The organism is Pelobacter seleniigenes DSM 18267, assembly GCF_000711225.1.
Classification (GTDB): Bacteria; Desulfobacterota; Desulfuromonadia; order Desulfuromonadales; family Geopsychrobacteraceae; genus Seleniibacterium; species Seleniibacterium seleniigenes.
This window is the reverse complement of record NZ_JOMG01000005.1, coordinates 28,042-52,878: the sequence shown is the minus strand read 5'-3', so window position 1 is coordinate 52,878 and position 24,837 is coordinate 28,042. Positions and strand designations below refer to the sequence as shown.

Here is a 24,837-nt window from a genome sequence, read left to right as displayed (position 1 = left end):
TCTAAATAGGACTAAACAGCAAGCTCGACATAAGGAGGTTATCGTGAAAGATCTTATCGCACACCAAGTTGTCAGCTACCTTGAAGACAGAGGCGTTGAATACGTCTTCGGGCTCTGCGGACATACAAACATTGCCTTACTTTCGGCCCTGGAAAAGAGCTCGGTCCATTTCGTCAATACCCGACATGAACAAATTGCCGCCCACGCAGCAGACGGCTACGCCCGCGCCAAAAAGACCACCTCTGTGGTCCTGAGCCATTTGGGGCCAGGCATGTCCAATGCAGCAACCGGCGTTGCCAACGCAGCTCTCGACTGTATTCCGATGGTGGTGATCATTGGTGACATTCCATCCCACTATTATGGGAAGCACCCCCACCAGGAAGTTAACCTGCATGCCGATGGCGCCCAATCGGAAATGTACCGCCCCTTCTGTAAGCGGGTCTGGCGGGTGGAAAGCCCGGAACTGTTCCCGGAAATCCTCGAAAAAGCCTTCCAACTTGCAGAGAGCGGCCAGCCCGGACCGGTCGCTATTGATGTGCCGATGGATATTTTTTCCAAAGAAGTTGAGGTTGAACGTTTTGCTCGTGTCAAGAAAAACACCCGCAACTTGTCCAAACCTTCGTTGGATGAAGATGTCGCCAAAGAGATCGTGACCAGAATGGTTGAAGCCAAGAAACCGCTGCTCTACGTCGGCGGCGGTATTATTCTGGCTGATGCAGCAGAAGAACTGCAGGCCTTCGTTGACCATACCAATATCCCGGTGGCCCACAGCCTGATGGGCAAAGGCGCGTTGCCCGACGACCATCCTTTCACCCTCGGCATGAGCGGCTTCTGGGGAACCCAGTATATCAACGATTCCTGCCGTACCGCCGATTATATCCTGGGCCTGGGAACCCGCTTTAAAGAGGCGGACTGCAGCTCTTGGTATCCGGAGTTCACATTTGATATTCCCGGGACTTCAAAACTGATTCATATCGATATCGACAGTAGCGAGATCGGCCGCAACTATCCGGTTGAAATCGGTGCGGTTGCAGATCTGAAACAAGCCCTGAAGGTTTTGACCAAAGTCGCCAAGCAGCTCTACCCGCAAGGGATTCAACGTCCTGAGCTGAAGCAGGAAATCGCTAATTACCGCGCGGAATTCAAAAGCAGTAACAGTACCATGGAGCAAAGCGACGCCTACCCGATGATGCCGGAACGCATTCTCGCGGACGTGCGGGCGGTCCTGCCCCGCGACGCAATTATTACCACTGACGTCGGCTGGAACAAAAACGGCGTCGGCCAACAGTTCCCCATCTATACGCCGGGTAGCATTCAGATCCCCGGTGGCTATGCAACCATGGGTTTCGGTGCCCCGGCCGCCCTGGGTGCAAAACTCGCCTGCCCGGATAAAGTCGTCATTGCCCTGATCGGTGACGGCGGATTCGGCCAGAATCCTGCAGTGCTCGCCACCGCAGCCTATGAAAAAATCCCTGTCGTTTGGGTGGTTATGAACAATAACGCCTTCGGGACCATCGCCGGCCTGGAAAAAGCCCATTATGGAACAACTTTTGGAACCATTTTCCCGGAACCGACGGATTTCGCAGCAATCGCCAAAGCTTATGGTGTTGAGGGAATCAGCATCCAGTCGGCAGCTGAATTCAAGCCGGCCCTGGAAAAAGCGATCGCCTCCAACAAGCCGACAGTGATTGATGTCCGTATGATCAATAACCCTGTTCCGACCACCGGACACTGGAACATCTTGGATATCTATTCTCCGGGCAAAAAAGTATCCCACGTCAGTACTGACTGATCAGGGTATTCCACCAGCCCCAGCCCGGCTGCCTCCACGGTTTTTGAGGAGGCAGCCGGATCTGTACCTGCCATTAGATCACCCGCCTCGACTTGACCAAAACCCCAATTTCTCCTCCCTGAACACACTACAGGGGCCATCTCATCTGCACGAATTTTATTGCGTGAGCACAAAGAGCACAATCAGCACAAAAGAATAAAAGCTTTTTATCCCTCAAATATTTACAGGATTGTGTGCCAGGGCCTAACCTTCGCAACAGCAGTTTTCTAACACTGTTTCAACCTTAGCATCACTTTTTATCAAAGCTTCTTTCCGTCACTGCCACGGCCTTGCCGTGAATATGTATATCATCATTTCAAAGGGAGAAGATGTAATGAAAAGAACGATCAGGTTAATCTTCATGGCACTGCTGGTGCTCACTCTGTCCGGCACTTCCTTCGCCGCGGATGTCGTCCTTAAACTGGGGCATATCGCAGAACCGGTTCATCCCTATGGCAAAGGCGCAGATTATTTTGCCAAACTCGTTGCCGAAAAATCCAATGGTGCGATTGAAGTTCAGGTGTTCCCATCTTCTCAGTTGGGCGGGCAAAAGGACCTGGTGGAAAGCATGGTCTACGGGGGCATCGATATGGCCCTGGTCGGCACGGCCGTACTTGGTCAATTCCAACCGCAGATCTCAATTTTTGACCTGCCGTTCCTCTTTAAAGATCGCAACCATGCCTATAAATCCCTGGACACCGTCGGCATGGACATCGGTAAGGGCCTTGAACCCAAGGGCATTAAATTGCTGGGTTATATGGAAAACGGTATCCGCCACCTGACCAACAATGTCCGTGAAGTCAAAACCCCCGCAGATATGGCCGACCTCAAAATCCGGGTCATGAACAATAAAGTCTATATCGAAATGATGAAAGCCCTGGGAGCATCTCCGACACCGATGGCTTTCGGCGAGTTGTACAGCGCCATGCAGCAGGGCACCGTGGATGGGCAGGAGAACCCAAGCGCCCATATCTGGACCAAACGGTTTTTCGAAGTCCAGAAATATGCGTCCCTCACCGCTCATTCCTACTCTCCCGAGCCGCTGATCATGTCCATGATCACCTGGAACCGGCTCAACGAGCAACAGCGTGAGATCATCCGGTCTGCAGCAAAAGAAGCCATCGACTGGCAGCGAAAAATCGCTGCAGAGCAGGACAAGGAATATTGGGACAAGATCAAGGCTTCCGGCAAAATCAAAGTGACTGAAGTTGACCGGGCCCCCTTCAAGGCCGCTACCAAGCCTGTCATCAAAATGTTTGCCGACAAGGTCGGTCAGGACAATCTTGACAAAATTGAAGCATTGGCCGACTGAATCGGATCCGTTGGGGTGCAGTGGAGCAGATCCGCTGCGCCTCATTTCAGTCTTCCATGAACAACAAACCCGATCAAACGGCAGCTGCTTAAAACCAAGGCGCAATATTGCGATAAAGACACCTTGACGGAAAGAGAACAAACAATGGAAAAATTACTGAACGGCGTGCGATCCGTCCTTTACTGGATTTCAGTATCGTCAATGATGGTCATGCTTTTGATCATTTTTTTTCAGGTTATCACCCGCTATCTTTTCGGCCATTCCTATGAATGGTCTGAAGAAACAGCCCGCTTCCTGTTTGTCTGGGTGGTGTTCCTTGGCTCGGCCCTGATTATGGGCGAAAGCGGCCATTTGGCCGTACAGATGCTGCCGGAACATTTTAAAGACACCGCCTTCGGGTTCTTGCTGGAAATTTTTATCAATATCTGCAGCTATCTGTTTATCCTCCTGCTCATTGTCCAAGGCGGCAAAATGACCTCGACCATGACCTTTCAGACAGCGCCTGGTCTGGGGATCTCCATGAGCTGGATTTATGCCGTCATTCCGTTCAGCGGATTTCTGATGCTCCTTTATCTGATTAAGGACTCGATCAGAATTTTCAAAGCAATCAGCGTACGCTGGCGGAGTGACGAACCGATGAAAATATTCACCTCGTCCTCCGCACCAAGTCAGAAGGGATAACGCCATGGAACTCGCTTTGCTCGGATCTTTTTTCGGTATGACCATGATAGGAGTCCCGGTCGCTTTTGCTCTGGCGTTGTCGGTCTCCCTTATCCTGATAACATCAATGCACATGCCCCTGGTCATGGTCTCCCAGATCATGTACTCGGGGATTGACTCCTTCTCTTTCATGGCGGTTCCCTTCTTTATGCTGGCTGGCGCGTTCATGTCCGCAGGTGGGGTCACTTCCCGGCTGGTCAACTTTTCTCAGGCGATTGTCGGCTCCTTTACCGGTGGCCTGGCCCAGGCAGTCTGTGTGGCGGGTATGTTTTTTGCCGCAATCTCCGGTTCTTCGGCAGCGACAACCGCAGCGCTCGGCTCAACCATGGTCGATCAGATGGAAGCGAAAGGCTACCGCCGAGCCCTTGCCACTGGGGTTGTCGCTGCCGGCGGCACCGTCGGGATTGTCATCCCCCCCTCTATCACCCTGGTCGTTTATGGCGTCATTGCTGGAATCTCCATCGGCGATCTGTTTATCGGCGGACTGATTCCCGGGATTCTCATGGGCGTGGTCATGTGTATCGTCAGTTGGGGCATTGCCAAAAAAGAGAAGATTCCTGCTGATGGTAAATTTTCCTTCGCAAAGTTCTTCACCACATTTAAAGAATCATTCTGGGCACTCATGACTCCGGTGATCATCATTGGTGGCATCTACGGAGGCATTTTCACTCCCACCGAAGCCGCTGCAGTTGCTGCTGTCTATGGGATCTTTGTCGGGCTTTTCATCTACAAGGAATTGAAGATCAAGGATTTCCCGGAGATTATTTTCAAGGCGGTCATCGGGACCACCCTGATCATGTTTATCGTCGGTGCCGCCAAGGTTTTCGGTTGGATGATGACCAGCCTGCAGATTCCCCATCATATCGGCGCCTGGGTTGTTTCCCTGACTTCATCACCGATCGTCTTCCTGCTGATGATGAACGTGCTGCTTCTTGCAATCGGCACGGTTATCAACGCATCTGCAGCGGTGGTTATTTTGACGCCGATTTTCCTGCCGGTCGCTATCCGACTGGGGATTGATCCGCTGGGGTTCGGTGTATTAATGGTCATCAACCTGGCCATCGGCTGCATTACTCCGCCGGTTGGACTTGACCTGTTTGTGGCCAGCGCCATCACCAAAGTCCCGCTGGAGCGGGTGATGAGGGCATCGTTTCCATACCTGCTTGCCTTGATTGCAACGTTAATGGTTTTCACCTTCTTCCCGGCAATCATCACCTTCTTGCCCAACCTGCTTCACTAGCGAACCGGTTGAATTAACCTTCGGGCGGGTATTATTCCTATCCCGATGTCAGCTGAAAAGACGCTGTGCAGAAACCTGCCCAGCGTCTTTTTATACCCGCCCTGGGACATAGCGGCTTATACGTTGTTCGACTGTCCCAATCTGAAGGATATCTGCTTGGTTGCTTCAAACAAGGGCTGAGCCAACTCAGCAAAAGTATTCTCCGAAAAGCGATGAGCCGAGCCGGCCACGGCCAAAGAGGCTATCACCTTATTTTGGTGATCAAAGATCGGTGCGGCAATCGCGGAAATACCAAATTCACGCTCCTGCTGATTTTGTGCATACCCCTGCCCTTTTATCACTTCAAGCTCTCTTCGGATCTGCTCAACCTGAACCAGGGTGGACGGCGTAAAGCGAACCGGTCTGGCTCGTCCAAGAACAGCCTCAACAAAATCGGCCTCGGCATGGGCCAGAAGGATTCTGCCGGCCGCAGTGGTATAGAGATCTTCACAGTCCCCTTCATTAATCGCATAAACCAAGCTCGACGGGCCCATTTCCCGCGCCAGGCAGATACTGCGGAAGCCGTCAATGACATACAGGGTCGATGACAATCCCGTCTGCTGCGAAAGCTGATGCATGATTGGCACGGTAATAGAGCGTAAAGTATTGGTCTTTTCGTAAGCCCTACCAAGGACCATCAATTTCGGACCCAGCCGATAATTGCAACCGGAAGCCCTGACCAGATAGCCCAGCGCCAGCAAGGTGCTGCACAACCTGTGCACTCTGCTTTTATAAAGCCCGGTTTTTTCGCATATCCGGGCCAAGGGCAACTCAGCTTCCCGGGTGCTGAAACATTCAAGAATGCTCATTGCCGTCGCCAGAGTGTTGACTAATTTCGGTTCTTTTCTGCTCTGCATAAATATACCTGTAATAATGGGACCGCTTCCAGATATGGCCCCAGAATATCAATTGACACAAATTCTGGAAAATCCTATCCTACTATAGTTAACATCATCTTTCATATTAGAATATAAATTCATTATAAAAATACCTGCAATCTCAAGCCCAGTAACCGATTTAACAATTTTTTATAAATGAGAACAAAAACAATTTCCGCCGCTTATTTATCCTGCTCAGCTAGCGGTTATGACAAATTCCGTATTACCAGAAGCATGACAAGGCCACAAATACCAACAGCGCAAGGGGAACCCAAGAATGAATACAAATAAAATAACCGATGGCAAACTGACTCAGCTCTCACCGGCCAAAACGCGTCGAATCATCCATACAGATAACCTGATGATGGCCGTTTGGGATTTTACCGATGGTCCCTGGAATAACCCCGAGCCCCACCATTCGCACCCCCAGGACCAGATCGTCTATGTCGCCGAGGGAGAAGTCATTTTCTTTATTGGTGAAAAATCATGTCATCTGAGCACTGGTGATACCGTAGCAGTCCCAGGGGGCCTGCCTCATTCCGTGCAATTGCTCACCTCCAAGGTCAGACTGGTCGACACCTGGACGCCGATCAGACCTGAATTCACATAATCCCTACCAGGTAAACAAATCAAAGCTTCCGGGGACGACTAAAGCAGAGAAAGGCTAACCAAGCGGAATATTCTCTTTCGGGTTTGTTCAACTCGGCGGTGGGCAATTGCAAGATCAGCCAAACCGAGACAATGATATTTTTCCGAGGGGGAAGATGCCACTCTTCCTAAAGCCCTGCCAAAATAAAGGTTGGAAACGTTATCAATCCCGGCAAGAATAATTCCAAGGCAGAAATACTGCCAAAACCAGTGACGGTAAACAAGCATGACTTCCGATTCTAACGACGCCGAACGGCGCAATCTTCTCCCATATATTCTCCTCGGATTCACAAATCTGTTCTGGAGTCTGAATTTCATTATCGGCAAGCTTGTGTCAGGGGTTATGCCGCCGGTCACTATCAGTTTTTTCAGATGGCTGCTTCCAGCAGCGGTTTTCCTGACTTTAAACTGGGGTTCGGTTAAAAACAATATCGAGCTGATCAAGAAAAATATACCGTTACTTATCGGCCTGGGGCTATCCGGCTATGCCATCAATTCGATCTGTGTATATGAGGCTGTCAGTTTTACTTCAACCATCAATACCTCGTTTATCAATGCCTTCAACCCGGTACTGATTGCCCTTGCCGGCTATCTGATGTATCGCTACCCCATCAGCAGGAAACAAGCTTTGGGCTTTTTCCTCTCCTTGATTGGGGTGGTGACGATTATTTTTAAAGGCCGACTGTTGAGCATTCTCAGCCTGCAGGTCAATATCGGTGATCTGTTCATGCTGGGAAGCATCTGTTTCTGGGCAATTCATACTGTTCTATACAAACAAAAAGCCACGGCGATGCCTGCCAGGGTGATCTTCACGGCAATGATGTGCAGCGGCGTTATTTTAACTCTGCCTCTGGTCATCATCGAAAACAGCCTGATCGGGCTCAGCTGGATACAAAGAATCGAACCGTCCCACATCCTGGGGATTTTGGCCCTGAACATCTTTCCTTCGGTGCTGGCCTACAGCTTCTGGAATCGCGCGCTAGCACATGTTTCCGCCAATGAAGTCGCCATATCGCAATACCTGATTCCGGTTTTCACAACCCTGATCTCGGTATCCTTACTCGGGGAGCGCTTGCAGATGTTTCATCTGTTTGGCGGTGGGCTGATTTTTTTGGGCGTGTTTCTGGTAACCACGGTCAGAACCGGAAACAAAAAGTCCCAGCGAATAGTCTCGTAGGCAGTTGGGGAACATCAAGGTAAGACACAAAGAACAAGGGCCGGTTTCATTTACCAATGCCATCGATCCGAACCTGGCAAAAACCTTTATTAAAATTATAGATACGGGCAGGACAGCGTCACCGCCCGAAAAATTGGCTCAATAAAATGGATATCGCAAATAACATATTGCCACTGTTTTTAATTTTTGGGATGGGCTTTGCCAGCAAAAGGCTCGGATTCCTGACCAAGGAAAATGCCGATCTGTTCCTGAAGCTGTTCTTTTACCTGGTTCTACCGGCCGTGGTCTTGCTATCTATTTCCAGAGTGCCTCTGACTCTGGAATTGATTTCGCTCCCTCTGTTGGCCATTGGGATGTTCTTGCTCAGTTTTACCTGCGCCAGCTTGACCTGCCGCTTCTTTCGCCTCAAACCAGCGTCTTTGGGGGTCTTTCTAATCGGTTCAATTATCCTCAACGGTTCTTTCGTCTACCCATTCGTCTATGTTATGTATGGTGAAAAAGGCATGGCGATCGCATATCTGTTCGATTTTGGAAATGCGATCATCGCTTTTTCCTTTGCATATTATCTGGCCTGCCGTTACGGTTCGTCAGGAAAAACACAGACCAATCTGTATAAAAAGTTCCTTTTATCCCCCCCGCTTCTGGCGTTGTCCGTCGCGGTAATGATCAACTTGAGTGGGCTGAAAATTCCGTCGGCTGGCCAGGAATTGCTAAAAATTATGGGCGGGATGACGACTCCCTTAATCATGCTCTCGTTGGGAATATATTTTAGCCCGCGGATTGTCAAACCAGGACCATTGCTGACGGTTATCCTGATCCGCATGCTCGGCGGACTGATATTCGGCTACCTTCTGGTCTCTGTTTTCGGCCTCAGCGGAGTTAATAAAACGATCACACTTATCATGGCGGTCAGCCCATCGGCGATGAATACCTTGATCTACGCATCCATGGAAGGGCTCGACAAGGAATTTGCTGCCAGTATCATCTCGTACACCACGGCCATCAGCATGATCTTGATATCCGTTTTAATATTTATCCTCCATTAGCAGCAGACAGGGCATCTCTTTATTATGCAGACACTGATAACAATCGCGCCAATTTTCATTATCCTGGCCTTGGGCTGGGTGGCAGCCAGAACCGGTTTTCTACCTGAAGAGGTCCAGTCCCACCTGAATCGCCTGGTTTATTATTTCGCCATACCGGCCTTTCTGTTTCGGGCTATTTCCAACTTCCCCTTGGCACAGGGATTCAACGTTACAGTCATGCTGATCACGTTAGGGTCTGCCTTATCCTTTTATTTAACAGGCTGGTTGCTCTGTAAAACCGGCCGAGTGCCCCCTGCTAAAGCAGGGGTGATTGTGCAATCGTCCTGTCACGGCAACCTTGGCTATATCGGACTGCCTGTCGCTTTCTATTTTCTTGGCGATATCGGTCTGGCCCAGGCAGGGATTATCTCAGGATTTCTGATGATTCTGCAAAACATTATGTCCGTCAGTGTCCTGCAATCGTTTTCCACAGTTAGAGGTGTGCAGAAGTCGACGATTTTTGCAAAACTGCTGCAAAACCCGGTCATTGTTACCAGCATGCTGGCAATTTTTGTCTCCGGCCTGCAAATCCCCATCCCTGATGTCATCAACAGAACATTGAGCATGCTCGGCCACCTGGCCCCTCCGGCCGCCCTGCTACTAATCGGCGCCTCCCTTTCATTCCGTACTATCTGGAATCATAAAACAGCAATCATAGTTGCATCCATGACCAAATTGGTATTTCTGCCTGCGCTCGGCCTGGGCCTCTTCACCCTGTTGGGAATCGCTCCGGCAGACTATTTACCGGCCATGATCCTTCTGGGGACGCCGACAGCAACAGTGGCCTATGTCCTAGCCCGCCAGATGAACGCCGACAGCGGGCTGGCAGTTACCGCTATTTCCGCCTCAACCCTTTTTTCAGCATTGTCCCTTTCCTTATGGCTGACGATTTTAACCAGTTGAGCACAACCGCTGATCTTTTTACTCTGCTCTACTCTCCCTGACGGCCAACTTAGTGCTTGAGGGATAATCCACCAGAAAGCCAAACCCAACAAATTTGATACACATACCCCACCGGAAAAGTATCCAATTTGATCAATTCACATTTTTGTCAGATGCCATAGCTATAATATAGACAAATCAATATTAAAGAACCTTGGGGGGTATCATGATACGCACATCAAAAATTGTTATTATTATTACACTATGTCTTTCCTGTCTGCTTAACTTTACATGCTCAGCTGAGACCTTCTCATCCCAAGCGATTGCCATTGCTGAGACCTTTTCGACAACCATTGATGCCCAAAACTATCAGGCTGCGTACCAAAGCGGATCCAAACTTTTGCATTTGACGTCCCCCGAAGACCAATGGATATCTGAAACAGAACGAACACGAGAAGTTCTGGGAACAGCCCTGCAACGCAAACTTAAAGCTGTCAAGTCAATCTCCACCTATCCTGGTTTGCCTGACGGTGAATATATGTTGGTATATTTTGAAACAAAAATGGAGCACAAAGAAAAAGCAGCGGAAGTATTACTCGTTGCACAGATTAATGGAGCCTGGATAGTCTGTTCTTATCATTTGAAATAGGAAATTTCGATACTTTCCCCTTCGTGAACAACGCCAGCCACGAAGGCCCCCAATGTCTGGAAAGCGCCTGAAAGCTGGAAAACTGACACACTCAGGTAACCTGAAAGTCTACCTGAGCCAAAGAAACCAACAAAAAACGGCCACTCAACAATAAAGCTAAGTAGCCGTTTTCATTATGGTACCCGGGACGAGACTTGAACTCGTACAGCACGAATGCCGAGGGATTTTAAGTCCCTATTATTTCTCAGTTTAAAAATCCATATCTTACTATTTTAACTTGATTTTACAAACATATCAAATAAAATATATCTGCATTTGGGACACTCACGGGACAAATGGAGAGAATATGGCAACCATCAACAAACGTGGCGACAAATGGCAGGCCAAGGTTCGGAGACTCGGCCAATCAGCTTCCCGATCCTTTCATCGAAAAGAGGATGCTGAACGCTGGGCCAGAAAAACTGAAGCAGATATTGAAGCCGGTGTTTTCCTTGAGGACATTACTGCCAGCAAGACAATCACTATCCGAGAAGCAGCCGATTCCTTAATCTACGACTACCTTCCAAAGCTCAGTGATGCTAGAAGAGAAGAAAATCGGTTAGAAGCCATTCTGGAGCGTTCCAGATGGAGCAAAACCCCACTCGCCAACCTACGATCAAAAGATATTTATTCCTACATCCGTCAACGAGAACAAGAAGGCATTGCCGCCAACACAATTCGCCTAGACCTTGCCCTACTCTCCCGCCTTTACAAGTTTGCTATCCAGAAATGGAGCCTTGAAAGTTTGAGCAATCCAGTCAAGGCAGTAGAAAGACCCTCAACGGCATCAAGTGCAAGAGCCAGGCGACTTGAGGAGGGAGAAGAGGAAAGGCTCTTGAAAGCGGCTCACGACGATCTCAAACCAATTATTTGTTTCGCCTTGGAAACGGCCATGCGTCGCGAAGAGATTGCCTGCCTTACTTGGAAACAAGTCGACCTTAAAAATAAAACTGCCCACCTGCCTAAAACCAAAAACGGTAGCGCTCGAACTGTTCCATTGAGCCGCGCCGCAATCGCAATACTACAGGGCATACCGCACACCCCTGATGGAACGATTTTCAACCTGACCAAAAACCAGATCACTGACCGAATGAGAGTGACTGTCAAACGCGGAGAATTAAAAGACCTAAGATTCCATGACTTACGCCACGAAGCAACATCAAGACTCTTTGAAACTGGTCGCCTAGACATGATGGAAATTGCCACCATAACCGGCCATAAAAGCCTCTCGATGCTTTCAAGATATACACATTTGAGGGCTAGCGATCTGGCGAAAAAACTTAGCTAGCAATAAGGATAATAACTTTTATACCCACAGTGAAAATCAAATAAGAACTGAGGGGTATTTAATCTAAGAAGGAAAAAGCCCTCTTGAGACTGGTTTTGAAGCTGAATGCAAAAAACTAGTTATTTAAGTAGTTAAAAAAACGCCCGCTCCTGTTCGAGCGGGCGTATACATACTTACAAAAAAGTTACATGAGCTCATCACGCCGAAAGCGTACAGGCCCAATTGGGATAATTATCCCCCTTCCCTCTATTATTTTCCCACTGAAGTGGCTGTAGATTTGAAAGATCGTCAGATCCGCCTTTTGAGACGGGAAGGATATGGTCAACTTCCCAACCATACCGTGAGCCTGTGTTACCGTATTCATTGCGTTGCATCCATGCTCCACAGCAGTCCTTCCGATATAACCTAGCATCGTAGCCCGAAACGATCCTTCCTTTCTGCCAAACAACTTCAATAACTTCAAGTGAAAAACCCCTTCCAGTTTTTGCAATACTTCTTTTTACGTTATAATGGTAAGACATAAACTTTCTCCGTTTGTTTAAGAATTATTGGTATTTTCTTCATCTTATAATTTGTCACAAACGGAATCATCATGGTGGGTGCATAGGCGCCTCCCTTCTAGTCTTGAAGATAGTTTCATCTTGCAAGGCCGGAGGGAGTCATATAGAATAGAGGTAACGTAGGGTCGGAAACTCCATCCGGCCAGCTGTATAGCGGGTGCCGCTTTCTGAGAGGGGCACCCGCTTTTTTAATTAGCTAATCAACCATCATCTTTGGCCTCGTTTCCTGGATTCAAATCTACGATATACAGGCCTGCTTTCTCATCAAACTTCAAACCATATTTTGTACCAGCCGCTGACATCCTTTCATAATCAACATGGTAATAGTCTAAAAAATATTTTGCACCAATCGACGCGCCAGTTTTTCGAACCTTAAATTTTAAAGCCCCCTCAGCAGTTTCGTCATTGGTAAATTCAAAACCGATTTTTTTCTCATCAGGGTCAAAATATAAAATGACATATCCTTTATTTTCTAAATCGAATGATTCAACGGCACCCTGATTAAAACCAAGTTGACCTTTTTTCCAAATGGAAACAACAGGTTTTGCCCCTCGTCCAGTTTTGGTAAATTTTTCGAATGCCATAATTCGCTCCTCACAAAAGTAAACCCTTTCATTCTCTATGTCAGAGAATACGGCTACCATACGACAAGGTCAAGAAAAAAAATACAGGAACGAATATTTTAAGGAAAACTAAAATATTACTTATCAAGGACCCATCGATCCCATCTCGATCTTAATTTAACTCAATATAGAACTTTAAACGTATCACTCAAAAACGTTACTCAAAAACGTTACTCAAAAACGTTACTCAAAAACGTTACTCGAAAACTGTATTCGAAAACGTTACTCGAAAACGGTACTCAAAAACGGTACTCAAAAACGGTACTCAAAAACGGTACTCAAAAACGGTACTCAAAAACGGTACTCAAAAACGGTACTCAAAAACGGTACTCGAAAACGGTACTCGAAAACGGTACTCAAAAACGGTACTCAAAAACGGTACTCAAAAACGGTACTCAAAAACGTTACTCAAAAACGTTACTCAAAAACGTTACTCAAAAACGTTACTCAAAAACGGTACTCAAAAACGTTACTCAAAAACGTTACTCAAAAACGTTACTCAAAAACGTTACTCAAAAACGTTACTCAAAAACGTTACTCAAAAACGGTACTCAAAAACGTTACTCAAAGACATTACTAAGCCATGAAACCAATGGATCACTCTGCTCGTATCTTGTGAGTGATCGATATAAACAAAGCCAGAACCCAAACCACGAATGAGATAAACGCGAATGCAGCTAGACCAGCAAACCAATCCATCCAGTTGGGATACATTGCTTGCAAGAATGGCTGAACAACTAAAACGGCAAGCCCGGCGGAGTCAACGAAGCCAAATACCACAGCTAGCCACGGACCCAAGCGGGACCGCAGCTTTTCTACTCTATAGGAGGGTGAAAAAAACTTTGTTTAAATGGTCTCAGTCGGTTACAACCCGTAACCAGTGGAGGAACCACTGATGACCATACCGGACGACCTGCTCGGTTCTTTGATGAAGGATTATAAAAATCCTGAAGACCTCATCGGGGAAACCGGGCTGCTGAAACAACTGACCAAGCAACTGCTGGAGCGAGCGATGCAGACCGAGAGGACGGAACATCTCGGCTACGGGAAAAACGCTCCATCGACCAATACGGCTGGCAACAGCCGCAATGGCAGCTACCAGAAAAAGATCAAGGATGAGTTTGGCGAACTTGATATCGCTGTGCCTCGTGACCGTGATTCCAGCTTTGAGCCAGTCATCTTACCAAAGGGGCAGAGCCGGTTCACCGGGTTCGATGATGAGATCATCACCCTGTACGCCCGTGGCATGACCACCCGCGACATTCAGGCTCACTTGGAAGAGATGTACGGTGTCGATATTTCACCGACGCTGGTTTCACAGGAGACCAAGGCGGTCCAAGAGGAGATCATCCTTTGGCAAAATCGGCCGCTCGATGAAGTCTGGCCGATCGCCTACCTCGATGCTATCCGTGTCAAAGTTCGGCAGGACAACCGCGTCATCAACAAGGCAGTTTATCTGGCTGTCGGCGTGAATCTGGACGGCCTGAAGGAACTTCTAGGCATGTGGACCACCGAGACCGAAGGAGCCAAGTTCTGGTTGCAGGTTGTGACCGAACTGAAGAACCGTGGCATCAAGGATATCTTTGTTGCCTGCGTCGATGGGCTCAAAGGTTTTCCTGAGGTGATTGAAACTGTTTTCCCGGACACCCAAGTTCAGTACTGTATCGTCCACATGGTCCGGCACAGTTTGAACTACGTGTCTTGGAAACAGCGGAAGGAAGTCGCTGCAGATCTGACCGCGCCTACCATCGAAGAGGCCGAGTATCACTTGGAACTGTTCGAGGAGAAATGGAACGCCAGTCATCCGACTATCGGCAAATCCTGGCGGAACAATTGGGAGCGGATGCCGCTACTCTGACCGGCGGGCCATTTACACAATATTCTTTACAGGCCCCTCTATAGCGGCGTTCATCTATGTGCCATCTAAAACAGCAGAAGACAACAAGACGGCTTTAGCTCAAATTGAACAACTTTGGGATGCGGAATCCAACACCCAGGAGGGTGATGGACTGAAGGCGTTGACAACCCTGGTTTGCAATAGAGAAAAAAGACTAAACGGGGAACCCTTCTGCCCTATTCATGCCTTGGTTGCCTGTTTTTCCTCGCTTTCAGTTCTGCAATCGCGCTTCTCAGTTCTGCAATAGTCTCTGCTTGGCTATCAGTTTTTTGTTCGGCCAGAGCAGCGCATTTTTCTGCTGCTGTTCGTCCGGCTTCGGTCTGGGCTAACATCTGCTCAAGAACCATAACCCTCTCTTCACATTTTGTGGTGGCTTGGTCGGCTCGTTCAATATTGACCTGAGCCCTTGCTGCTTCGATCCTTGCAGCCTCCCCGGCTGCAATTAGTTGCAGCCGTTCGATTTCCAGCTCCCCTACCCGCCTTATTAAAGCGTCAAGCTTTTCCGTCGTTATTCCTGCTGTCTTTTCCGCTTCTTGCTCCAGGGCCAAAACACGGTCCTGGCTGGCTTTCAATTCTTCTGTCAATTGCTTGATTGTCGTTTCAGCATCCGCATAAAGGTCCAGGACTTCCGTTTCTCGATCCTTGGCCGCTTCGACCTCAAGCTTTAATTCTTCGGCTGCTTGAGCTTGAGCCTGCCCTAAAGCTCTAAGGATAGCCGTTTGCAGGTCATTGGGCATTTCTTCCGGCAGCGGCGCCAACGTTTGTTCTCCGGATTCACGCCATTCTTTGATGAGGGTTAGCACGGTGCCTAGACTTCCCCCGGTAATCGCGAGGACCGCCCGGCCAGTGACTTTCTGGCCGTCTCTTTTAAGTTGTTCACAGGCCCGAGCTACTGTTTCGATTGTTGCCACCGGCTGCATAATTTCTCCTTTTGATATAGTATCGTTTCATTGATATGATATTGTATCATATCATGATATCAAATCAAGCAAAACCGGCGAGGGAAAAGAAAATTTTTCTTAGCTCTGAGGGGCAGCGCTGTTCTCCCCTGCCCCTCACGGCTTTACCCAGCAACGCCCCTTAAACCGTCGCTTCCATCCCCGCAGGGGGTATGATCGGCCTGCTGTCCGGCTACACGGGGAGACTGATGGCAAAGAGAAGATAGGGGTTGGACGAGGAAACCTTTACTATTTGACAATAAGTAAAGTTTTCAATATCCTTACTATATAAAAAAAGTAAAGGAGCTGTTATGCCAAGAGTCAGCGCAAAAAGACAAATCACCTTGCCAGTAAGTCAGTGTGAAGCCCTGGGAATTAAGCCAGGGGATGAAGTGGAAAGCTTTGTAGCGCATGGTCAGCTGACCATTGTAAAAAAGAAACAGGGAGCCGCTAGGGGTCTCTTAAAGCACGTCCTCGGAAACCCCACTATAACCGATGAAGAATCCTTGGAGAGCGCCCTGCAATGATCGCCATCGACACCAATGTCTTGTTGCGATACCTGCTTGAAGATGATGCCGAACAGTTTAAAAAGGCGGTCAATTTAATTTCGGGCCAGCAGACGGTTTTAGTGACTGATGTTGTCCTCGTTGAAACGGTCTGGACACTACGCGGGAAAAAATACCAGCTCAAAAAAACGGAACTGGTGACAGTTCTTCAATCATTGTTCCAGGAACCGAATATCCGGTTTGAAGATGGTCAGGCTGTTTGGCTGGCCCTGACTGACTATCGAAATGCAAAACCGGTTAAGGGAAAAGAAGCTGATTTTGCGGATGCTCTGATCGTCAACAAATCTAAGCTGATTGCCAACAAAGAAGGAAAGCCTTTTCATGGTTCTTTTACCTTTGATGTTGCCGCTCAAACTTTACCAGGGGCCAAGGCTCCCAAATAACAGAACGAGGGCCTAAAAATGAACACTGAATCGGTAATGCAAATAGAGGATTCGTTTTTGTCGTTTTTTGAAAAAACTCAACATGCCCTCGAAATCAAGACGGAGGATGATTATAAATTCGCCCTGGATCTGCTTGAGCAGCTCATGATGAAAGCCGAGGATCGGGATGGAGAACCGTTGCTTCATCTCATTGACATTGTAGCCGATGCCATCAAGGGCTATGAAAACAGCTTCGAAAGTATTCAGCGGTTTGAGCGGGAAGTTGACGCGATTGATCCTGGCATATCGACCTTGAGAGTTTTGATTGACCAGTACGGTTTAACCTATTCAGACCTGAAGGAAGAAATAGGGGGCAAATCACTTGTTTCCCAGATTCTGAGCGGATCAAAGAGTTTGACCAAGGCCCATATCACAAAACTGTCAAAGCGGTTCAATATCAGCCCACAATTGTTTTTTTTAACCCGAGCCTAGCAGAGCTGCCAGGGGAAAGAAAAGACCCAAGGTCTTTCAAAGAGCGTGCTAAAATCATTGTCAATTATACGGATCAAGAAATCCAGTAAGCCATTAAAAATAAAGAATTTATAGAGGTAAAAAAATGAGAAAATCAATTGCAGATAACATTATGGAAACAGCAAAGGGACTGAAGGAAATAGGGTTAATGGATGAAATTACCATAAAAAATATTAAAGCTCTCTGTCTTCCAGACAATTCCCTAAAAAAAGATCAAAGAGGTAAAAACAAAAAATAACTAAAGCGAGGGGATCGGCTGCGCCGTTCTCCCCTACCCCCTCTGCGGCTTTCCCCCGCAACGCCCCCTTAAACCGCCGCTCCTGCTCCTGCAGGCGCTTTTTTTTGCTGGCCGCTCGGACCCCCGGGCAGAGATCCGCGCGGGGAAGCATCCAGGGCGAAAGCGATTAACCAGGTCAAGAGATGGATCGGCGGGCACGGCCACCACCTGAAAACAGGATCCTCTTTGCTGCGCATCGAGGATCCCGTTTTCTCCCCAGGGACATGACCGCGCCGATCGCGCCGACAACCCGGCCAGGATCTATCAAAAGCCTTCAATCATTTCCGCCCCTGCAGGGGCTTTTTTCTGGCCGGAATCCCGCGCGATGATCTGCGCGTGGAAGCGTCCCTGCCTATGCTTGACATATGCAAAAAATAAAGGTATTCTTTGCATAGGCTAAACATATGACAAGGGGGTAGCAATGAGAACGGTATCAATATTCAAAAATGGGAAAAATCAGGCCGTCCGTTTGCCAAAGGATATGGAGTACCAAGGAGTCAATGAATTGGAGATCATCAGAGATGGTGACGTGATAATCTTGCGTCCGGTCCGCCCGGATTGGCTGTCCTTTGCAAATGTTGAAAAGGCTGATAGTGATTTTATGGTCGAGCGGGAAGACGTCATAACGGATGAGAGAAGGTTCAATTTTGAAGAAGAGAATTGATTACATGCTGGATACCTGTATCTGTTCTTTCATTATGAGAGAAAATCCCATTTCGGTGCTTGAAAAGCTTCAATCAGTTGTTGAGCAACAGCACAGAATTGTTATTTCTGCGATTACCTACCAAGAAATGCAATTTGGTGTGCTCGGTAAAAAAGCCTCTCCAAAACACGCTGTCTTGGTTGCTGAATTTCTTAGGAGAGTTGACGAAATTCTTCCTTGGGATCGGGCGGCTGTAGATGCGGCTACAGAGGTCAAAAGGCAACTCATGGCTAAGGGAACTCCTATAGGGAACAACGACACGGCCATAGCCGGTCATGCTATCGCTGCGGGGTGTCGTTTGGTTACGAATAATACACGAGAGTTTTCGAGGGTAAGCGGCCTGGATTTGGAGGACTGGGTTCACTGAACATTTTTTGAACCAAAATAACCGACAGTCACCATAACGCCCCCTTAAACCGCCGCTCCTGCTCCTGCAGGAGCTTTTTTTTGCTGGCCGCTCACCGGGCAGAAATCCGCGCGGGGAAGCGGTCAGGGCGAAAACCGTTAACCAGGTCAAGAGCTGGATCGGCGGCCACGGCCACCACCTGAAAACGGGATCCTCTTTGCTGTGCATCGAGGATGCGGTTTTCTCCCCAGGGACATGACCGCGCCGATCGCGCCGACAACCCGGCCAGGACCAATCAAAGGCCTTCAATCACTTCCGCCCCTGCAGGGGCTTTTTTCTGTCCGGAACCCCGCGCGATGATCCGCGCAGGCCTTCCGGCCAGGACCGCCAAGAAACAGGCTCAAAGCTACCCACAAGGAAACGGCCCGGCATCTCCTGGACCTGAAGCAAGCGGGAAAAGGCCAGCGGCTCACGTTGCCGCGCTTTTCCCTCTGCGCTCACGCTGGTTGCTCCAGGACCAGGGCCGCGCCTATGACCTCGCGGTCATTTCCTTATGGATAGCTTTGAACGGGCATGGCCGCGCCGGCAGAAAAGACCGGCCCGGCCACAAGGCAAAAACGGACTCAGCATAGCCGGTGATTTCTGGCTATCCTCAATCCGTTTCCTTGGGCGATGTTTGAATAAAGCAAAACCGTCACGATCCTTGCGGACCGACACGGCTTTGCTTTATTGATGTATGAAAAAGAAAAAGCCCCAGAACATACAGGAGGGGGTTAGTATGCTGGGACTTTTTCTTTTTAAATTGGTAGCGCAATACCATCCTAACGAGTCTTAAATTTACTTTATTGGAACTATTAAGTCAATCCCCCCACTCATCTCTATCCTTTGTATTTGAATCTTGACAAGGGCTTACGCCTTGCCCCGGCTAAAGCCGGACGAATAGATTTTTATTCTCACTGAGAGTTACAAAAAGACTAAACGGGGAACCCTTTAGTGCCAATCCCCTGGATCTCAACACCATTCAACCTTGAGAATATTGACCCACGACCTCAAAAATTCATGGAATCTACAACCGGCAGGATTGTCCATAGGCCGAACGGAGAGCCGCCGATCCGCGAGCACGTCGCCGGTCGAGCCTGTGGGCAACCCTGCCCATACATTTGCGTTTTTAACTGGCTTAATCGTCACTACTCAAAGGCACACCGGTTCCCCCTCCGCCACCTGCTTCATTCGGGATAGCAGATTTGATAGCACTGACAGCGGCCATTCTATTAACGCCTCCACTCAGGCGTGGTGAGGACGACCTTTCTACAGTAGAACCTTTCCCCGCTGGGTTCGGCGGCGTTGAATTATCAACAGGCCTAAGAGTTGAGCCACCGCCAGCTCCAGAAGTTCCTCCACCTAAATTAAAAGCACCATGAACTTTGGCTGCTCCCCGGTTAGAGGGACCTGCCACAGCCGAGTTCATAGCTGATCTTGTTACAAAGCTTGCAGCGCCACTCATACCTCCCCTACTTGCAGCGGTGGCAACTGCACCAGCTCCACTCATTCCCGCCGCTGCGGCCTTTCTCGTCATATCCAAAGCAGTACTACTCCCTTTGACAGCGCCTCCAGCAAGAGCTTTTGCACCCATTCCCGCGCCTACTCCCGCCATTGCTGTAGATGCGGCCATACCAGTCACCGAACCTGCAGAGAGGACAGGGGAACCGCCTAGCATTGACGATATACCATTTGGAGCCTGCCATGCCAAAACAGCTAGGCCTAAGGCCCCAAGCGCTGCATAAAAACCGTCGTACATTGTTGGTTCTGGAGGCAAGGTCCATTTTGAAGCCATTGGAACAGCAATTGAGGCAAATAAAGTCAGAACTGCCAGCTTTATCCCGTAACTGACCACGCCGCCTAATGCCTTTTCACCGAGAAATGCAGTTTTCTTAAAAACACCAAATGGGATCAAGACAAATGCCAGAATTGCAAAAACATAGAATTCAACATAAGTCACTAAAACTTGAATGCCTATCACACCGAAAGATATGATGATGATCAACGCAGCAATTAAAGAGAAAAAAATCGGTACGGCATTAGCGACAGCGCTAAGCCCAGAAAAATTAGCCAAATTATTAAATATGGGCTCGGCAACATCGAATCCGACACTAACCAATTTCGATGGATTCGAAATAATGGCTTCAGTCATTTTATATCCCCCGCCAATGATACCAATTTTTACAAATGAACTTAGGATAACGTCAGTTAAGTACCTAAATTCCGAAATAACATAGATAAAAAATCCATATTTCAACAGCCTTTTAAAGGGCCCCTCAACATCCAATGAACCTTTCAGCGCATAAAAACTAAAAAAAAGAACGACATCCATTGTAATCATGGAACCGAGCAACCAACGAGCTTCGCCACTGAGAAAACCAATGCCTAAGCTCATAGCAGCAGCGAAATCTGCCATAATTTTGGTAAGAATACCGACATCCGGTGTCATTGTTTCCCCCTACCGAAAGATATGAAGATTGACATCAGGCTGATGTTCATCTTTTGGTTTTTTGAAAAATTTATCTCTTTGTTTTGCGCTTGCCGCTTCTTTCGCCGCCTGCTCAGCGATATAAGAGGTTTGCGCTCTTTGACTTATTGCCATAGTCTGCTGCAGCTGTAATATTTGCTGAGTTGTCATAGACGCAATTTGATTGCCTGCTTGTGCCGCTTGCAACGCTCCTGAAGCATTCTGGGACGCTTGAATTAATGCAGCTAAAGATTCTTGGTCTTGTTCATTATTCGAAATTAACCCCTGCGCCTTCACTGCATCAGCAGTTGCATTTATTGTTTGTTGGTTCCACTCCCTGGCCTTTTGTGCGTAATCCGCCGCAGTCTGACCCGAAGCATCTTCAAAATCTGGATAAAGCAAATCAAACTCGTCTTGGGCTTTGCTGTAGTCCATCGAGATTCCTCTAGTCTCGGTCTGGATCTGTTCCAGCTGTCTCAAAGAATTCTGCAACTGATATAGTAATGATTGGGCCTGAGCCGGATTCATAGATGAAAGGTTCTTTGCATCGTTTGATAACTGTTTTATTTGGTTTGCAACTTGGGTTATCTGTTGGCTGTAACTCATAAACTGCTGAACATACCCAAGAACAGCCTGAGCAAGTCCGGCGATATCAACAACCGGAATTCCTGACGAATACGACGGCAATGCAAAAGCGAATAGAAGGAAAATGGAAAAAAATAATTTCTTTAAAGAGGAGATCCCTTCTCTGATCACCTGAATGATTCTCTCAGTCTTCATTGTGACACCCCTCCCGCTACGTTGATAAGATCGTAAGCAGCTTCAGCATTTACAGCAGGCCGCCCCTCAATGCCCAGATCATCAAGACTCAACCGCTCAGCAGCCCTATTCAACATATCGTAAACAAGGGTCTCCTTTACATTGGGGCCAATCATCTCCTCCAAAAAGACGATTCCTTTTTCAAGTTCGGATAATGCTTGCAGGCTATTACGATCTTCAAGTCTTCGGCACCAGTCAAGTAATGCCCCAGTATCGATCTGCAATGCATCGTCTACAATCCCCCCATTGACTTCTCGTTCAAGCGCTCGATTCAGGATATCGCCGGCAAGTCCTTTCCTGCATTGCTTCCTGGAGACCTCATCCAAAAAATGGATTGCATCATCTACGGTATGCAAAGGATTTGCATAACCGTACTCCCTCAAATTCATGACCCATTTCAGCAAATTTATATTTTCAATATGTAAACTGCCCATAATCTTAATGCCCTCCTATATGGCTACTTTTTGGGAGCAATCGGAGACAACTCAGCATTGCTCTTCAAATTTTCGACGTGATACTTAAATTCCTTTTTGGCTTCATTCGACAGCCGCGGATAAATTGCCAGGTAGACCCTGCCATAGCTAGCAAGCTGTTCTTGATCAGCAACATTCCGCAGCTGCCATGGCCAAACGCCCAGAAACAAGCAAATCACCGAAATTGCAAACAACGGATAAACCAAGAGGTTCAGTAAAATCGCCTTCCAGTTCAGGTATTTTCTGGCGTGGTACATCCATTCGGCCGACTCCATTGCTGTCTCTGCTGCGGCCCTGAAAATCGTTTGCGACTGACCAAAGCAATTATTTAGTCGATCACTCACTTTTTTCCCTACTACCTCAACCGTATGATTCAAACTCTCCGACACAGATTTATTGATTGTCCCTGGCAGCTTTTTTATCTGTTCATCAAGCCCAGCCAGCATTGTGCCGACCTCCATTCGCTGAGCTTCAACGTCTTTCCGAAGAGCGATATTTTGCTGCTTCTCGGCTTTTAGCTGTTCTGAAAAGGCAGAAAATTCAAAGAGAACATTTTCCAATTTTTTTGTTGTAGCCACAATTTCTGCGACCTCTTCCGGATTCACCACAGAGCCAGGCACCTCGGAAGCCTTCCCCTCGCCTTCTAGGCAGATTATTTCCGCCTGTGCTGTATTTTTGGTTAATTGATCGACCTTATCCCTCAAACTCATCAAACCACCTCCAACTTCATCCTGAGAGTTCTAGCGGTCATGCTCCAGCTCTTTCAGCCGCAGCCGTATCCCGACACGTCCACTAGTCAACGTTATCTCTTTACCGGCCAAGCTTTTTAGTTTCTGCAGTGGCATTTTCAGCTCTTGGACCGGAGCCAATATCTGCTCCTTCCCGGACGAAACGTGTAAAAATTGCCTTTGACCATCAGAGACAACCCCCTTAATTTTCCCACGGACGGATTCACCTATCCGCAGCTCCCTTGCAGGACTTACTCTCACATTTTCATTTTTCCCACTGAGCACGTCGCGATCGCGCTCTATGTGATAATCGATTCCACGTTTTTGGAGGCCTCCAAACGTGTACGATTTCCCGAGGTCACTGCCTTTCATAATTTCGCCTTCGAGCGAAAAACTCAGGCCTGTTACCCTGCCAGTACTCGCCATATTGGGGATAACTTCAATTCCCTGAGCCCTGACATTTTTAGCGAAGTCACTCATTGTCAAACTACGCTTTATGCAAGCATCAAGCTTGCCTTGCATCCGCATTTTAATGCTTGGCTGCTGCTCCTTTATTGCCTTCCGGAGTTCGCCAGAGGTAATACCCTTCCTGCCAACCTCACGGCTTGGAGCAACCCTTTGTAGACCATAATCTTTTTCGATTCCTCGAATGACCGCTTCACTTCTACGATAATTTTGGCTGTCAGATACCGTCATCCCATCCAAACCGATTCGACTTCCGACGATGTGCAAATGGTCATGATCTTTATCGGTATGCCGAACGGCAACAAATTGCGAAAATTCGAAACCCATCTCGGCCATGTATCGGTTCGCGACTTCGCTCCACTCAAAATCGTTCAACTTCTCCCCAGGAGATAGCGACAAACTCACGTGATAAACCGGCTTGGCTAGATCCGGATTCAGCTTCTTCGACTCCGAAAATTCTTTCGAAAGCTCTTTGGGAGTTTGCCCGTCCATGTTGCCGCCGATGCGATAGCCTTTTGCCTGGTCTAGAACGTAATTCAAAACTCCTAGGAAGCCCTTACCTTTAATCTGCTTGCCAATCATCGTCCACGGAGCTCCTGACGCACTTTAAGGAGATATTCAGCAAGCTCCTCCAATGTTCCGGAAGGAACAGCGGCAGTTTGCCATCGATGAAAATACCGAAGAAATTGATTGAGATTATTTCCGATCCGGCTCAACTCCTGATATGTCTTCAGATTGATTTCCGGAATCGGCAAAGGAAGCTTTTGATTCAGACCGGCATTCCGCAAGAAAGAGGAAGGAGACAATCTGACTCTTTCAGCTTTCTTGAAGAGATCAACTAATTCGGTATCACTTAATCGAACAGTAATTCGGTGCTTCTTTACTTTCGATGCTGTTTTAGGGGGTCTACCCATGACTGGCCTTTTCTTCCAGCAAACAAAGTGCGCTAGGAAGCGAGTCGTTTTCCGTCTGACGGAAAACATGGCTCGCTACCAACAAAAACAACAAATTCTACAAAAGGAAGAGCTGCACTCCTGCAGAAATCACAGTCGTTACCAAAATCAGAGATATCCACAGGTAGAGTGCTCCTACTACAGGATAGATTATAACTATAGGTAATAACTACAGGAGCCCCCCGCCTAGCCCAGTACTGGTGCGGCTTTGCGGGGAGTCCTCCCTACCGTTTATGCGCAAAAAAACCATTTCTACCTACCGTTTATGCGTAACAATCCGTCAATTGCCCCTACTGTTTATG

Annotated in this window: 26 protein-coding genes and 1 pseudogene; 17 read left to right on the top strand and 10 right to left on the bottom strand. The window is 48.0% G+C overall.

Annotation, left to right across the window (positions count from 1 at the left end; translation table 11 throughout):
• Nucleotides 1-43 precede the first annotated feature (43 nt).
• The 4 genes from N909_RS0121545 (at nucleotide 44) to N909_RS0121530 (ending at nucleotide 5,103) form a co-directional block, all read left to right on the top strand.
• A complete protein-coding gene (locus tag N909_RS0121545; RefSeq protein ID WP_029918178.1) occupies nucleotides 44-1,792 on the top strand; it encodes a thiamine pyrophosphate-binding protein in 1,749 nt (582 codons plus the stop codon).
• Nucleotides 1,793-2,165: 373 nt separating this feature from the next.
• Complete coding sequence (locus N909_RS0121540) at nucleotides 2,166-3,143, top strand: TRAP transporter substrate-binding protein (RefSeq protein ID WP_029918177.1); 978 nt, start codon at nucleotides 2,166-2,168, stop codon at nucleotides 3,141-3,143.
• A 144-nt stretch (nucleotides 3,144-3,287) separates the two neighbouring features.
• Nucleotides 3,288-3,824, top strand: a complete 537-nt coding sequence (locus N909_RS0121535) for a TRAP transporter small permease (RefSeq protein WP_051690035.1) — start codon at nucleotides 3,288-3,290, stop codon at nucleotides 3,822-3,824.
• Nucleotides 3,825-3,828: 4 nt separating this feature from the next.
• Complete coding sequence (locus N909_RS0121530; protein ID WP_029918175.1) at nucleotides 3,829-5,103, top strand: TRAP transporter large permease; 1,275 nt, start codon at nucleotides 3,829-3,831, stop codon at nucleotides 5,101-5,103.
• A 116-nt stretch (nucleotides 5,104-5,219) separates the two neighbouring features.
• Here N909_RS0121530 and N909_RS0121525 read toward each other — a convergent pair whose 3' ends face one another.
• The gene (locus N909_RS0121525; protein WP_029918174.1) at nucleotides 5,220-5,999 is read right to left on the bottom strand and encodes an IclR family transcriptional regulator; all 780 of its coding nucleotides are present in this window, start codon (nucleotides 5,997-5,999) and stop codon (nucleotides 5,220-5,222) included.
• 298 nt (nucleotides 6,000-6,297) lie between these two features.
• Here N909_RS0121525 and N909_RS0121520 point away from each other — a divergent pair, with 298 nt between their 5' ends.
• From N909_RS0121520 to N909_RS0121495, 6 genes are all read left to right on the top strand, one after another.
• Nucleotides 6,298-6,630, top strand: a complete 333-nt coding sequence (locus tag N909_RS0121520; RefSeq protein ID WP_051690034.1) for a cupin domain-containing protein — start codon at nucleotides 6,298-6,300, stop codon at nucleotides 6,628-6,630.
• Nucleotides 6,631-6,894: 264 nt separating this feature from the next.
• Complete coding sequence (locus N909_RS0121515; protein WP_029918172.1) at nucleotides 6,895-7,845, top strand: DMT family transporter; 951 nt, start codon at nucleotides 6,895-6,897, stop codon at nucleotides 7,843-7,845.
• 146 nt (nucleotides 7,846-7,991) lie between these two features.
• The gene (locus N909_RS0121510) at nucleotides 7,992-8,891 is read left to right on the top strand and encodes an AEC family transporter (RefSeq protein ID WP_029918171.1); all 900 of its coding nucleotides are present in this window, start codon (nucleotides 7,992-7,994) and stop codon (nucleotides 8,889-8,891) included.
• Nucleotides 8,892-8,915: 24 nt separating this feature from the next.
• Nucleotides 8,916-9,833: an AEC family transporter gene (locus N909_RS0121505; RefSeq protein WP_029918170.1), complete on the top strand. Its 918-nt coding sequence runs from the start codon at nucleotides 8,916-8,918 to the stop codon at nucleotides 9,831-9,833.
• Between the two features lie 205 nt (nucleotides 9,834-10,038).
• Nucleotides 10,039-10,461, top strand: a complete 423-nt coding sequence (locus tag N909_RS0121500; protein WP_029918169.1) for a DUF4019 domain-containing protein — start codon at nucleotides 10,039-10,041, stop codon at nucleotides 10,459-10,461.
• A gap of 346 nt (nucleotides 10,462-10,807) precedes the next feature.
• The gene (locus N909_RS0121495) at nucleotides 10,808-11,788 is read left to right on the top strand and encodes an integrase (protein WP_029918168.1); all 981 of its coding nucleotides are present in this window, start codon (nucleotides 10,808-10,810) and stop codon (nucleotides 11,786-11,788) included.
• A gap of 197 nt (nucleotides 11,789-11,985) precedes the next feature.
• Here N909_RS0121495 and N909_RS0121490 read toward each other — a convergent pair whose 3' ends face one another.
• Together N909_RS0121490 and N909_RS0121485 are read right to left on the bottom strand one after the other, a co-directional pair.
• Entirely contained in the window at nucleotides 11,986-12,309 is a 324-nt protein-coding gene (locus tag N909_RS0121490; RefSeq protein WP_029918167.1) for an HNH endonuclease signature motif containing protein, read from the bottom strand.
• A 239-nt stretch (nucleotides 12,310-12,548) separates the two neighbouring features.
• The gene (locus N909_RS0121485; protein ID WP_029918166.1) at nucleotides 12,549-12,932 is read right to left on the bottom strand and encodes a hypothetical protein; all 384 of its coding nucleotides are present in this window, start codon (nucleotides 12,930-12,932) and stop codon (nucleotides 12,549-12,551) included.
• Between the two features lie 934 nt (nucleotides 12,933-13,866).
• Between N909_RS0121485 and N909_RS0121480 the strand changes: the two are divergent.
• Nucleotides 13,867-14,817 (top strand): annotated as a pseudogene (locus N909_RS0121480) (IS256 family transposase); the annotation flags it as partial.
• A 227-nt stretch (nucleotides 14,818-15,044) separates the two neighbouring features.
• Here the strand turns inward: N909_RS0121480 and N909_RS0121475 are convergent.
• The gene (locus N909_RS0121475) at nucleotides 15,045-15,788 is read right to left on the bottom strand and encodes a DNA-binding protein (protein WP_029918164.1); all 744 of its coding nucleotides are present in this window, start codon (nucleotides 15,786-15,788) and stop codon (nucleotides 15,045-15,047) included.
• 329 nt (nucleotides 15,789-16,117) lie between these two features.
• Here N909_RS0121475 and N909_RS0121470 point away from each other — a divergent pair, with 329 nt between their 5' ends.
• The 6 genes from N909_RS0121470 to N909_RS0121445 all read left to right on the top strand — a co-directional run bounded on the left by N909_RS0121470 (nucleotide 16,118) and on the right by N909_RS0121445 (nucleotide 18,612).
• Complete coding sequence (locus N909_RS0121470) at nucleotides 16,118-16,333, top strand: AbrB/MazE/SpoVT family DNA-binding domain-containing protein (RefSeq protein WP_029918163.1); 216 nt, start codon at nucleotides 16,118-16,120, stop codon at nucleotides 16,331-16,333.
• Nucleotides 16,330-16,755: a type II toxin-antitoxin system VapC family toxin gene (locus tag N909_RS0121465; protein ID WP_029918162.1), complete on the top strand. Its 426-nt coding sequence runs from the start codon at nucleotides 16,330-16,332 to the stop codon at nucleotides 16,753-16,755. The genes N909_RS0121470 and N909_RS0121465 overlap by 4 nt, the downstream gene beginning before the upstream one ends.
• Nucleotides 16,756-16,773: 18 nt before the next feature.
• Complete coding sequence (locus tag N909_RS0121460) at nucleotides 16,774-17,226, top strand: helix-turn-helix domain-containing protein (RefSeq protein WP_029918161.1); 453 nt, start codon at nucleotides 16,774-16,776, stop codon at nucleotides 17,224-17,226.
• A gap of 124 nt (nucleotides 17,227-17,350) precedes the next feature.
• On the top strand, nucleotides 17,351-17,503 hold the full coding sequence (locus tag N909_RS25845) for a hypothetical protein (protein ID WP_155006042.1): 153 nt from the start codon (nucleotides 17,351-17,353) through the stop codon (nucleotides 17,501-17,503).
• A 460-nt stretch (nucleotides 17,504-17,963) separates the two neighbouring features.
• Nucleotides 17,964-18,206: a type II toxin-antitoxin system VapB family antitoxin gene (vapB, locus tag N909_RS0121450; protein ID WP_029918159.1), complete on the top strand. Its 243-nt coding sequence runs from the start codon at nucleotides 17,964-17,966 to the stop codon at nucleotides 18,204-18,206.
• 4 nt (nucleotides 18,207-18,210) lie between these two features.
• Nucleotides 18,211-18,612 (top strand): PIN domain-containing protein, encoded by a 402-nt coding sequence (locus N909_RS0121445; protein WP_029918158.1) that lies wholly within the window; start codon nucleotides 18,211-18,213, stop codon nucleotides 18,610-18,612.
• Between the two features lie 1,156 nt (nucleotides 18,613-19,768).
• Here N909_RS0121445 and N909_RS0121435 read toward each other — a convergent pair.
• The 6 genes from N909_RS0121435 to N909_RS26610 are packed head-to-tail and all read right to left on the bottom strand — an operon-like array spanning nucleotide 19,769 to nucleotide 24,496.
• Nucleotides 19,769-21,079: a type IV secretion system protein gene (locus N909_RS0121435; protein ID WP_029918156.1), complete on the bottom strand. Its 1,311-nt coding sequence runs from the start codon at nucleotides 21,077-21,079 to the stop codon at nucleotides 19,769-19,771.
• A 9-nt stretch (nucleotides 21,080-21,088) separates the two neighbouring features.
• Nucleotides 21,089-21,877, bottom strand: coding sequence for a P-type conjugative transfer protein TrbJ (gene trbJ, locus N909_RS0121430; protein WP_051690031.1), 789 nt, complete (start codon nucleotides 21,875-21,877; stop codon nucleotides 21,089-21,091).
• Entirely contained in the window at nucleotides 21,874-22,350 is a 477-nt protein-coding gene (locus tag N909_RS0121425) for a hypothetical protein (RefSeq protein WP_029918154.1), read from the bottom strand. Before N909_RS0121425 ends, trbJ begins: the two co-directional genes overlap by 4 nt.
• Before the next feature lie 23 nt (nucleotides 22,351-22,373).
• The gene (locus N909_RS0121420) at nucleotides 22,374-23,099 is read right to left on the bottom strand and encodes a hypothetical protein (RefSeq protein WP_029918153.1); all 726 of its coding nucleotides are present in this window, start codon (nucleotides 23,097-23,099) and stop codon (nucleotides 22,374-22,376) included.
• Between the two features lie 30 nt (nucleotides 23,100-23,129).
• Nucleotides 23,130-24,164, bottom strand: coding sequence for a relaxase/mobilization nuclease domain-containing protein (locus tag N909_RS0121415; protein WP_051690030.1), 1,035 nt, complete (start codon nucleotides 24,162-24,164; stop codon nucleotides 23,130-23,132).
• A complete protein-coding gene (locus tag N909_RS26610) occupies nucleotides 24,161-24,496 on the bottom strand; it encodes a plasmid mobilization protein (protein ID WP_162179148.1) in 336 nt (111 codons plus the stop codon). Before N909_RS26610 ends, N909_RS0121415 begins: the two co-directional genes overlap by 4 nt.
• Nucleotides 24,497-24,837 lie beyond the last annotated feature (341 nt).

What these genes read in the sequence shown, in the direction of transcription:
- N909_RS0121500 (WP_029918169.1), top strand. Translation starts at nt 10,039, where the DNA reads ATGATACGCACATCAAAAATTGTTATTATTATTACACTATGTCTTTCC.
- N909_RS0121505 (WP_029918170.1), top strand. Translation starts at nt 8,916, where the DNA reads ATGCAGACACTGATAACAATCGCGCCAATTTTCATTATCCTGGCCTTG.
- N909_RS0121470 (WP_029918163.1), top strand. Translation starts at nt 16,118, where the DNA reads ATGCCAAGAGTCAGCGCAAAAAGACAAATCACCTTGCCAGTAAGTCAG.
- trbJ (WP_051690031.1), bottom strand. Translation starts at nt 21,877, where the DNA reads ATGAAGACTGAGAGAATCATTCAGGTGATCAGAGAAGGGATCTCCTCT.
- N909_RS0121540 (WP_029918177.1), top strand. Translation starts at nt 2,166, where the DNA reads ATGAAAAGAACGATCAGGTTAATCTTCATGGCACTGCTGGTGCTCACT.
- N909_RS26610 (WP_162179148.1), bottom strand. Translation starts at nt 24,496, where the DNA reads ATGGGTAGACCCCCTAAAACAGCATCGAAAGTAAAGAAGCACCGAATT.
- N909_RS0121445 (WP_029918158.1), top strand. Translation starts at nt 18,211, where the DNA reads ATGCTGGATACCTGTATCTGTTCTTTCATTATGAGAGAAAATCCCATT.
- N909_RS0121475 (WP_029918164.1), bottom strand. Translation starts at nt 15,788, where the DNA reads ATGCAGCCGGTGGCAACAATCGAAACAGTAGCTCGGGCCTGTGAACAA.
- N909_RS0121435 (WP_029918156.1), bottom strand. Translation starts at nt 21,079, where the DNA reads ATGACACCGGATGTCGGTATTCTTACCAAAATTATGGCAGATTTCGCT.
- N909_RS25845 (WP_155006042.1), top strand. Translation starts at nt 17,351, where the DNA reads ATGAGAAAATCAATTGCAGATAACATTATGGAAACAGCAAAGGGACTG.
- N909_RS0121485 (WP_029918166.1), bottom strand. Translation starts at nt 12,932, where the DNA reads ATGGCATTCGAAAAATTTACCAAAACTGGACGAGGGGCAAAACCTGTT.
- N909_RS0121415 (WP_051690030.1), bottom strand. Translation starts at nt 24,164, where the DNA reads ATGATTGGCAAGCAGATTAAAGGTAAGGGCTTCCTAGGAGTTTTGAAT.
- N909_RS0121510 (WP_029918171.1), top strand. Translation starts at nt 7,992, where the DNA reads ATGGATATCGCAAATAACATATTGCCACTGTTTTTAATTTTTGGGATG.
- N909_RS0121530 (WP_029918175.1), top strand. Translation starts at nt 3,829, where the DNA reads ATGGAACTCGCTTTGCTCGGATCTTTTTTCGGTATGACCATGATAGGA.
- N909_RS0121460 (WP_029918161.1), top strand. Translation starts at nt 16,774, where the DNA reads ATGAACACTGAATCGGTAATGCAAATAGAGGATTCGTTTTTGTCGTTT.
- vapB (WP_029918159.1), top strand. Translation starts at nt 17,964, where the DNA reads ATGAGAACGGTATCAATATTCAAAAATGGGAAAAATCAGGCCGTCCGT.
- N909_RS0121490 (WP_029918167.1), bottom strand. Translation starts at nt 12,309, where the DNA reads ATGTCTTACCATTATAACGTAAAAAGAAGTATTGCAAAAACTGGAAGG.
- N909_RS0121425 (WP_029918154.1), bottom strand. Translation starts at nt 22,350, where the DNA reads ATGGGCAGTTTACATATTGAAAATATAAATTTGCTGAAATGGGTCATG.
- N909_RS0121420 (WP_029918153.1), bottom strand. Translation starts at nt 23,099, where the DNA reads ATGAGTTTGAGGGATAAGGTCGATCAATTAACCAAAAATACAGCACAG.
- N909_RS0121520 (WP_051690034.1), top strand. Translation starts at nt 6,298, where the DNA reads ATGAATACAAATAAAATAACCGATGGCAAACTGACTCAGCTCTCACCG.
- N909_RS0121525 (WP_029918174.1), bottom strand. Translation starts at nt 5,999, where the DNA reads ATGCAGAGCAGAAAAGAACCGAAATTAGTCAACACTCTGGCGACGGCA.
- N909_RS0121495 (WP_029918168.1), top strand. Translation starts at nt 10,808, where the DNA reads ATGGCAACCATCAACAAACGTGGCGACAAATGGCAGGCCAAGGTTCGG.
- N909_RS0121465 (WP_029918162.1), top strand. Translation starts at nt 16,330, where the DNA reads ATGATCGCCATCGACACCAATGTCTTGTTGCGATACCTGCTTGAAGAT.
- N909_RS0121515 (WP_029918172.1), top strand. Translation starts at nt 6,895, where the DNA reads ATGACTTCCGATTCTAACGACGCCGAACGGCGCAATCTTCTCCCATAT.
- N909_RS0121535 (WP_051690035.1), top strand. Translation starts at nt 3,288, where the DNA reads ATGGAAAAATTACTGAACGGCGTGCGATCCGTCCTTTACTGGATTTCA.